We start from the raw sequence: 7,552 nt of genomic DNA, 5'->3' as shown, positions 1-7,552 counted from the left end.
CTTCCGAAGAAACCGATCAAATGTTTCTAACGAACCTATCTTTTTTGCTCTCTTCATCATGTCAAAGAACGTTGCTCAACCTCTGTTGAACTTGTTGTCCTGATCGTTTTCAGAACCGTTGTTCCCGATTGGGAGTGCAAAAGTGCAGCCTTATTTCTTTAATTGCAAATCCAATTGGTAAATATTTTCCCATCTTTTTACCGGCAACATACTAACCGGCTGAAAACCAATTCGTACACTAGAAAAAATTTTTTAGAAAAATTTGAAGACGTTTTCAGCTTGTATAGCTAGCATTTTTGGGAGTTATATTCTTTCTCAATAAATTTCAATATAGATTTTAAAACCTCCAACTAACCAAAGCAAAAAGCGGCTCCCGTAAACTACGGGAACCGCTTTCATCACTTTCATGGATGCTTACGCACCACAAGCTTCGCAACCTTCCGGATCATCCAGGGAGCATTGCATGTCAGAACGGTTGTCTCGTGGAGCAACAGGCTTTGCATGTTCCTCTGCATATTGTACATAATTCAGCTCTTTTTCAGTAACTACCGCCGTGGCAGGTTCCAGCAGCACTTCTGCCTGCTTGCTAACCGTAAACTGAACCGGATCAGAAGCTGCACGTGTACGCAGATAATACATACCTGTTTTGAGACCTTTTTTCCAGGCATAGAAGTGCATCGACGTCAACTTACCAAAATTAGCCTCCTCCATAAAAATATTGAGTGACTGAGACTGGCAGATATATGCTCCGCGATCCGCAGACATATCCAGCAAGCTACGTTGTTTAATCTCCCACGCTGTCTTATAAAGATCTTTGATGTTCTGAGGAATGTTTGGAATCGCCTGCACCGATCCGCTGGCGCGAACGAGATTGTTCTTCATCTCTTCGTTCCACAGACCAAGTCTTACAAGATCTTTCAGAAGGTACTTGTTTACTACGACGAATTCGCCCGACAAAACCCTTCTTACATATATATTGGAAGTAAATGGTTCAAAGCATTCATTATTACCCAGAATCTGGCTGGTAGATGCAGTCGGCATTGGTGCAAGCAGCAGCGAGTTGCGTACTCCATGTTTAACTACCTCTGTTCTCAACTTATCCCAATTCCATCGGTTGCTTTCCGGTGTTACATTCCACATATCAAACTGGAAGGTACCCTTAGAGATTGGACTTCCCTCCCAAGTTTCATATGGACCATTTTTAATGGCGAGCTCCATCGAAGCCTCCATCGATCCATAATAGATAGTTTCGAAGATATCCTTGTTCAACTGGCGCGCTTCATCCGAATCAAAAGGCATTCGCATCATACAAAATGCATCTGCTAAACCTTGTACTCCAATACCAATCGGTCTATGACGCTTATTGCTTTTCTCTGCTTCCGGAACAGGATAATAGTTCAGGTCGATGATCTTGTTCAGGTTGCGCGTGATCACCTTAGTAATCTCATACAATTTTTGATGATCAAAACGCATAAATCCATCCACACCCTGCTCAACAAACTTAGGCAAAGCAATGGACGCAAGATTACATACTGCCACTTCATCCGGCGCGGTATACTCAATAATCTCGGTGCAAAGATTGGAAGACTTAATCGTACCGAGATTTTTCTGGTTCGATTTGCTGTTTGCGTGGTCTTTGTACAACATATAAGGTGTACCTGTCTCGATCTGCGACTCCATGATCGCGAACCAAAGATCCTGCGCCTTAATCGTTTTCCGCGCTTTTCCCTCTAACTCATATTGCTCATATAACCTTTCAAAATCTTCGCTGTGCGTGTCGGAAAGGCCCGGACATTCGTGCGGATCAAATAATGACCAGGTATCATTTGCTTCTACCCGTTTCATAAACAAATCCGGAATCCACAATGCGTAGAAAAGATCGCGTGCACGCTGCTCCTCCTTTCCATGGTTTTTCTTCAGATCCAGGAAGTCGAAAATATCTGCATGCCAGGGTTCCATATAGATAGCAAAAGAACCTTTGCGCTTGCCGCCGCCCTGATCCACATATCTTGCCGTATCATTGAAAACACGCAGCATAGGTACGATTCCATTGGATTGCCCATTGGTACCTTTAATGTAAGAACCCGTTGCCCGCACATCATGAATGCTCAACCCGATACCGCCGGCAGACTGTGAAATCAATGCACAGTTTTTAAGGGTATCGTAAATGCCGCTGATACTATCCTCTTTCATTGTCAAAAGGAAACACGAAGACATTTGTGGCTTTGGCGTTCCTGCATTAAACAAGGTTGGGGTAGCATGCGTAAACCATTTTTCAGAAAGCAAATGATATGTTTCAATCGCAGCCTGGATATCTTCCTGGTGAATTCCCACTGCAACACGCATCAGCATATGCTGCGGGCGCTCTACAATTTTTCCGTCAACTTTCAGTAAATACGATTTTTCGAGGGTTTTATAGCCGAAATAATCATACGCATAGTCGCGGTCATATATAATAGTGGAGTCAAAAAGGGAAGCATTCTGACGAATTACCTCATATACTTCTTTTGATATAAGTGATGCATTTTCGCCGGTTTTAGAGTCTATATATGTATACAAGCGTTTCATTGTAGCCGAAAACGACTTCAATGTGTTCTTATGAAGATTTGAGATCGCTACGCGCGCTGCGAGTATTGCATAATCAGGGTGCTTGGTGGTCATAGAGGCAGCAGTTTCAGCAGCCAGGTTGTCCAGTTCTGCTGTGGTTACGCCATCGTAAATACCGGATACCACCTTTTTTGCAACCTCAACAGGCTGAATGTACTTGGTGTCCAGGCCGTAGCTTAGTTTCTCAATGCGGGCCGTCACCTTGTCGAATTTTACGGATTCGCGGCGACCGTCACGCTTTATTACATACATAGACATATAATAGCTTGTTTTTTAGGAAGTTAGTGATGTATACTCTAAGATTTTTACTCGAAGCTGATTTCTAAAAATCTCCTGAAATAACATTAATTTAACCGCATTAGCAACCACGCTTTTAGCCCAAAATTGGAGGTTACCGGCATAGTCCAAGTTAAGGAATTGTTAAGGAGTTTATAACTAGCGCATTAGCTTAAATGCAATCCGGAAATATTTTTTTCATGTCAGGCAAATAAAAAAATTTGTAAACTTTTTTCCTGATACACATTCAAGAACCGAGCTAAAAGAGAAAATTAAATATTGAAAATCAGTGTTTTACCAAACTTCAACTTCACACACAAAATTATAATTTGTAAACTTTTATTTTTCAGAGCGAATATTTCCATCAAATAAATACAACAAAGCAGTTTCTAAATCCTGATATGATATGCAAAACGACATTAAGAATTCAACACGCAGATCCTTCCTGAAAAGGTCTTCCGGAATCGTCGCCGGGCTGACTGTGGGCGCCAGCACCTACGAGGCTTTTGCCCAACTCCCATTAAAGCCCAATTACAGCATTCCGCTGGGCGTATATGCCGCTTATGACAAGGCTAATTTTCTGCGAGAATCGGGATGTACATATATAGAGGAGTCAGTGGGCGGGTTTCTGATCCCGGCCGATGGAGACGAACAGTATGAAAAGAACCTACAAAAACTCAAACATGATAACTTCCCCATCAAATCCTATGTGATCCTGCTGCCTGCTTCATTAAAAACATTGGGCCCGGAGGCTAACCATGAAGCCATTTTGCAGCGAACCGAACTCGTTTTAAAGCGCGCCAAAGAATGCGGCTCCCAATATGTAGTATTTGGAAGTGGCGGCTCGCGGATTATCCCGGATGGATTTGACAGGGCTACCGCAAAGGCGCAGCACATTGATTTAACAAAAAGAATGGCGCCGCTGGCTGAAAAATACGGAGTTACTATTGCCGTAGAGCCGCTAAACCGCGGTGAGACCAACTTTATCAACAGCCTCGCAGAAGGCGTTGAAATTGTCGATACGGTAAAAAGCCCGAGAGTGAAGTTGCTGTGTGACATTTTTCACATGTTGAAAGAAGACGAACCCGCAACCGAAATCGTGAAATATGGCAAACACATTGTGCATTGCCACATTGCCGAAAAGGAAAGCCGCACCCCACCGGGCGTGAAAGGTGACGATTTCAGGCCCTACCTGAGCGCATTGAAAAAGATCAATTACAAAGGCGGCCTTTCCATTGAATGCTTCAATTACACCGACTTTGACAAAGAGGCGAAACGCGGAATTGAGGTTTTAAAGCAGCAGCTAAGCGAGGTATAGTTACAGAAAGCCGCGTATGGTACTAATATTTAAAAAGATACAGTTTCAAAACTTGGTTTGAAAAGTTAGAATGTATACTTTTGCAATCCTTTTTGAGAATTGTATCGAAACATATAATACCATATACCAATGAAAAAAGATATTCATCCCAATTATAGAGACGTAGTTTTCTGGGATTTGTCGAGCGATTTCAAATTTATCACGCGTTCTACGATCGAAACCAGCGAAAACATTACTTGGGAAGACGGTAAAACTTATCCTGTTTACAAAGTCGAGGTTTCTTCTCAGTCGCACCCTTTCTACACTGGTAAAAACGTATTGGTTGATACAGCCGGACGTGTTGACAAGTTCAGAAAACGTTACGGACAGAAAGAAGCTTAGTCACAAGCAGCTTCGTAACCGAAACATATTTATGAAAGCAGTCTCCTGACAAATGTTCAGGAGGCTGCTTCTTTTTTTGTCCTAACCGATAAAATGAGCGAACTTTGATAACACATACTGATGTAATATGCCCGCTGTAATCCTATTTGACGACCCTGTTCTGCGCAAGCAACTCTTACCACTCACATACACAAGGCCGGTCGCCGGAATCCGTTGCGGCATTGAGACGATCGCTGAAAAGTGGGGCCGGGCACTACAATCACCTGTTTCTTTCCAAACTGAAAAATACCTGCGTTCGAAGTTTGCGACAGAAGTTTTGCACGATAACTGGTATATCAATGGCGGACTTTGCCCGGACAATCAACTTATTGAAGCCGCAAAAAAGCTGGCTGTCAATTCAGTGCTGACTTCCCGCAATAATGAAGTACTTATCGTAAGAACCGACGGACCGTGGGAGCCGGCACTCGGTGTAAACGAGCTGGCACCGGTTGCATACGCAGACGCATTCATTCTGATCCGCCAGGTATGGGACATATTTGCATTCAATGCAGCACAAATCAAAGCTGACTTCGAGCGCATTACCTCAAACCGGATTTCAGAACCTATCACTGATCCATTTACATATACTTACAACCCTTCACAGGTATTTATTGAGAAAGGCGCAGTATTAAAAGCGGCGATTTTGAATGCAGAAAATGGACCGATTTATATAGGTAAAAATGCATTGATACAGGAAGGCTCAACTATTCAGGGCCCATTTGCGATTGGCGAAGGCTCCGTACTGGCGCAAGGCGCTAAAATCAGGCCAAATACAACGATAGGGCCGTTTTGCAAAGCTGGCGGAGAAGTGAGCAACAGCATTCTGTTTGCATATAGCAACAAAGGCCACGACGGTTACCTAGGTAACTCGGTACTGGGAGAATGGTGTAACCTGGGTGCGAATACCAATAATTCAAACCTTAAAAATGACCATAGCGCAGTGAAATTGCACAGCTATGTCACCAATCAGCTCGAAAATACGGGCTTGCAAAACTGCGGGCTGATTATGGGCGATTATTCCAAAGCCGGCATTTCAACCATGTTCAACACAGGAACAGTAGTAGGCGTAAGTGTGAATGTATTCGGCGGCGGTTTTCAGCAAAAGCACGTTCCTTCATTTTCCTGGGGCGGCACTGCGGAAGGTTTTTGTGAATACCGTTTGCAAAAAGCCCTGGAAGTAGCGTCGGATACAGTGAACAGACGAAATATTACTTTTGAAGACAAAGATGAAGCAATCCTGAAAGCTGTTTTTGAACAAACCAAAGACCAGCGCGTTTTCTGATCAGCTTCCATTCAAAAAGATTAACTCCGATTACTGTGCTTTTTAAAGATATACCCGGGCTTGAAGCAATAAAATCCACGCTGATGCGCTCGGTTAAAAATAGCCATTTGGCGCACGCACAGCTGTTTGACTATCCTCAGGGAGGCGCCGGGCTTTCAATGGCGCTGGCCTTTGCGACTTATATCAACTGCGAAAATAAACAGGAAGAAGATGCTTGCGGAAAGTGTGCCTCCTGCGCAAAAATGGACAAACTGATCCATCCGGATATGCATTTCATTTTTCCGACAGCTACCTCAAAAAAGGTGGATGGAAAATCAAGTGAAGCATTTCTCCCACTCTGGCGCACATTCCTGATCGAAAATCCATACCGGCTGTTGCCAGATTGGCTGGACGAAATCGGAGCTGATAATAAGCAGGGTAATATCTCAGTAGAAGAAGCCCGAGGAATTTTGCGCAAGCTTTCTGTGAAAGCCTATGAAGGCGAATACAAGATCCTGCTGATCTGGAAACCAGATATCATGAATGCGGCTTCTTCCAATGCAATCCTCAAAATTCTGGAAGAACCGCCTGAGAAAACACTTTTCCTTCTAGTAAGTGATCAGTCAGACAAACTGCTGACTACCATTATTTCCCGGACCCAGCGCATTACGATTCCTGCATTCTCAGATGAAGATGTACGTAGTTACCTGAGGAGGCACAATGCAAATGAAGCCGCGATCAGCCAGGCAGCTTACTTATGTGATGGAAATTTGTCGGAAGCGCTCAAACTTGTTCAGGAAGACGAAGATGATCGTGCGGGCTGGTTTGCTGGCTGGATGCGTTCCTGTTACAGGTACGATGTAGCGCATCTTGTAAAACTCGCCGACAGCTATGATACCATGAACAAAGAGAAGCAAAAAGGCTTGCTGGAATATGCATTGCGGCTTTTTCGCGATATGCTGATATGGAGTCACGGCGCCGGTGATTTGTTGCGGGTACCGCAGGAAGAACTGACCTTTGTCCAGAATTTTTCCAAAACCGTCAACTTCGGCGCGCTTGAAAAGATGATTGAAGAAGTAAATACGGCGCATTACCACATTGAGCGTAATGTACGCGCCAAGATGGTTTTTCTTGATCTTTCTCTCACTATTGCCCATTTTTTCGAACGCAAATGAAAGGAAAGGTGCAGCTGATCGGGGAAACCGATATTGTAGACTTGCCTGATCTGGGCTGGTTCAATGTGCCCGTCCGCATTGATTCGGGCGCGACTACCTCGGCAATCCATTGTTCCCGCGTGAAGCTTATTAAAGAAGGCGAGCAAACCCGTCTTCAATTTTACCTTGATAAAAAGAAAGGCGCGCCGCAGCAATCCTATATCGTCGACGATTACAAAGAAACCATTATCCGGAATTCGTCAGGCAAGGAAGAAAAACGGTATGTAATTAAAACCGGGATCAGGATTTTTGGTAAAAAGATCCGTACAGAATTTTCGCTCGCCAACCGGAGGAAAATGCAATATCCTATTTTGCTTGGCCGCAAGCTTTTGAGAAACCGGTTTATCATTGATGTTTCTCAAAAGAATTTATCTGCATCGAGGCGCTCCAACGCTTCCGATCATTCAAAATCTGAAATACAAAACCCTCGTCATCACAGCTAAATTCTCAAACATT

Annotated in this window: 6 protein-coding genes; 5 read left to right on the top strand and 1 reads right to left on the bottom strand. The window is 43.7% G+C overall.

Going from position 1 to position 7,552, the window contains the following annotated elements; all coding sequences use genetic code 11:
- Positions 1-414 precede the first annotated feature (414 nt).
- Positions 415-2,859 (bottom strand): ribonucleoside-diphosphate reductase subunit alpha, encoded by a 2,445-nt coding sequence (locus ACTIE6_RS14045; protein WP_439557242.1) that lies wholly within the window; start codon positions 2,857-2,859, stop codon positions 415-417.
- 430 nt (positions 2,860-3,289) lie between these two features.
- On the opposite strand from ACTIE6_RS14045, the gene ACTIE6_RS14040 reads away from it, so the two are divergent.
- The 5 genes from ACTIE6_RS14040 (at position 3,290) to ACTIE6_RS14020 (ending at position 7,539) form a co-directional block, all read left to right on the top strand.
- Positions 3,290-4,201 (top strand): sugar phosphate isomerase/epimerase family protein, encoded by a 912-nt coding sequence (locus ACTIE6_RS14040; protein ID WP_439557241.1) that lies wholly within the window; start codon positions 3,290-3,292, stop codon positions 4,199-4,201.
- 129 nt (positions 4,202-4,330) lie between these two features.
- Positions 4,331-4,582 (top strand): type B 50S ribosomal protein L31, encoded by a 252-nt coding sequence (locus ACTIE6_RS14035; RefSeq protein ID WP_056291772.1) that lies wholly within the window; start codon positions 4,331-4,333, stop codon positions 4,580-4,582.
- A 127-nt stretch (positions 4,583-4,709) separates the two neighbouring features.
- The gene (locus ACTIE6_RS14030) at positions 4,710-5,903 is read left to right on the top strand and encodes a putative sugar nucleotidyl transferase (RefSeq protein WP_439557240.1); all 1,194 of its coding nucleotides are present in this window, start codon (positions 4,710-4,712) and stop codon (positions 5,901-5,903) included.
- A 35-nt stretch (positions 5,904-5,938) separates the two neighbouring features.
- On the top strand, positions 5,939-7,057 hold the full coding sequence (locus ACTIE6_RS14025) for an ATP-binding protein (protein WP_439557239.1): 1,119 nt from the start codon (positions 5,939-5,941) through the stop codon (positions 7,055-7,057).
- A complete protein-coding gene (locus ACTIE6_RS14020) occupies positions 7,054-7,539 on the top strand; it encodes an ATP-dependent zinc protease family protein (protein ID WP_439557238.1) in 486 nt (161 codons plus the stop codon). Before ACTIE6_RS14025 ends, ACTIE6_RS14020 begins: the two co-directional genes overlap by 4 nt.
- Positions 7,540-7,552: the final 13 nt, after the last annotated feature.

This window comes from Dyadobacter sp., from assembly GCF_051859145.1.
GTDB lineage: Bacteria > Bacteroidota > Bacteroidia > Cytophagales > Spirosomataceae > Dyadobacter.
The sequence above is the reverse complement of the archived record's forward strand: the minus strand, read 5'-3'. Positions and strand labels throughout refer to the sequence as shown.

Coding starts and splice junctions, on each gene's coding strand:
- ACTIE6_RS14045 (WP_439557242.1), bottom strand. CDS start 2,859: ATGTATGTAATAAAGCGTGACGGTCGCCGCGAATCCGTAAAATTCGAC.
- ACTIE6_RS14040 (WP_439557241.1), top strand. CDS start 3,290: ATGCAAAACGACATTAAGAATTCAACACGCAGATCCTTCCTGAAAAGG.
- ACTIE6_RS14035 (WP_056291772.1), top strand. CDS start 4,331: ATGAAAAAAGATATTCATCCCAATTATAGAGACGTAGTTTTCTGGGAT.
- ACTIE6_RS14030 (WP_439557240.1), top strand. CDS start 4,710: ATGCCCGCTGTAATCCTATTTGACGACCCTGTTCTGCGCAAGCAACTC.
- ACTIE6_RS14020 (WP_439557238.1), top strand. CDS start 7,054: ATGAAAGGAAAGGTGCAGCTGATCGGGGAAACCGATATTGTAGACTTG.